The sequence below is a fragment of the Mesorhizobium sp. WSM4976 genome, assembly GCF_029625685.1.
Taxonomy (GTDB): domain Bacteria; phylum Pseudomonadota; class Alphaproteobacteria; order Rhizobiales; family Rhizobiaceae; genus Mesorhizobium.
This window is the reverse complement of sequence record NZ_JARTVT010000130.1, coordinates 1-261: the sequence shown is the minus strand read 5'-3', so window position 1 is coordinate 261 and position 261 is coordinate 1. Positions and strand designations below refer to the sequence as shown.

Annotated in this window: 1 pseudogene; it reads left to right on the top strand. The window is 61.3% G+C overall.

The window, feature by feature from the left end:
• Positions 1–261 (top strand): annotated as a pseudogene (locus tag P9272_RS36015) (IS3 family transposase); the annotation flags it as partial.

Sequence of the window (261 nt, the reverse complement as noted above, 5' to 3'; positions counted from 1 at the left end):
CGACCTGACGCTCGACAAGGCCATGTTGCAGGACGTTCTGTCAAAAAAGCTCTGAAGCCTGTTCGCCGCCGGCGGCTTGTCGATGAGGTCCGGGCGGACTGGAAGGTGTCGATCCGCCGGGCATGTGCGACGTTCCTGATCGACACGTCGCTCTATCACTACAAGTCGAAGCGCGGCGACCAGGCTGCCTTGAAAGCCAGGATCAAGGAGATCACGGCGACGCGGGTGCGTTACGGCTACCGGCGCGTCCATGTATTGCTG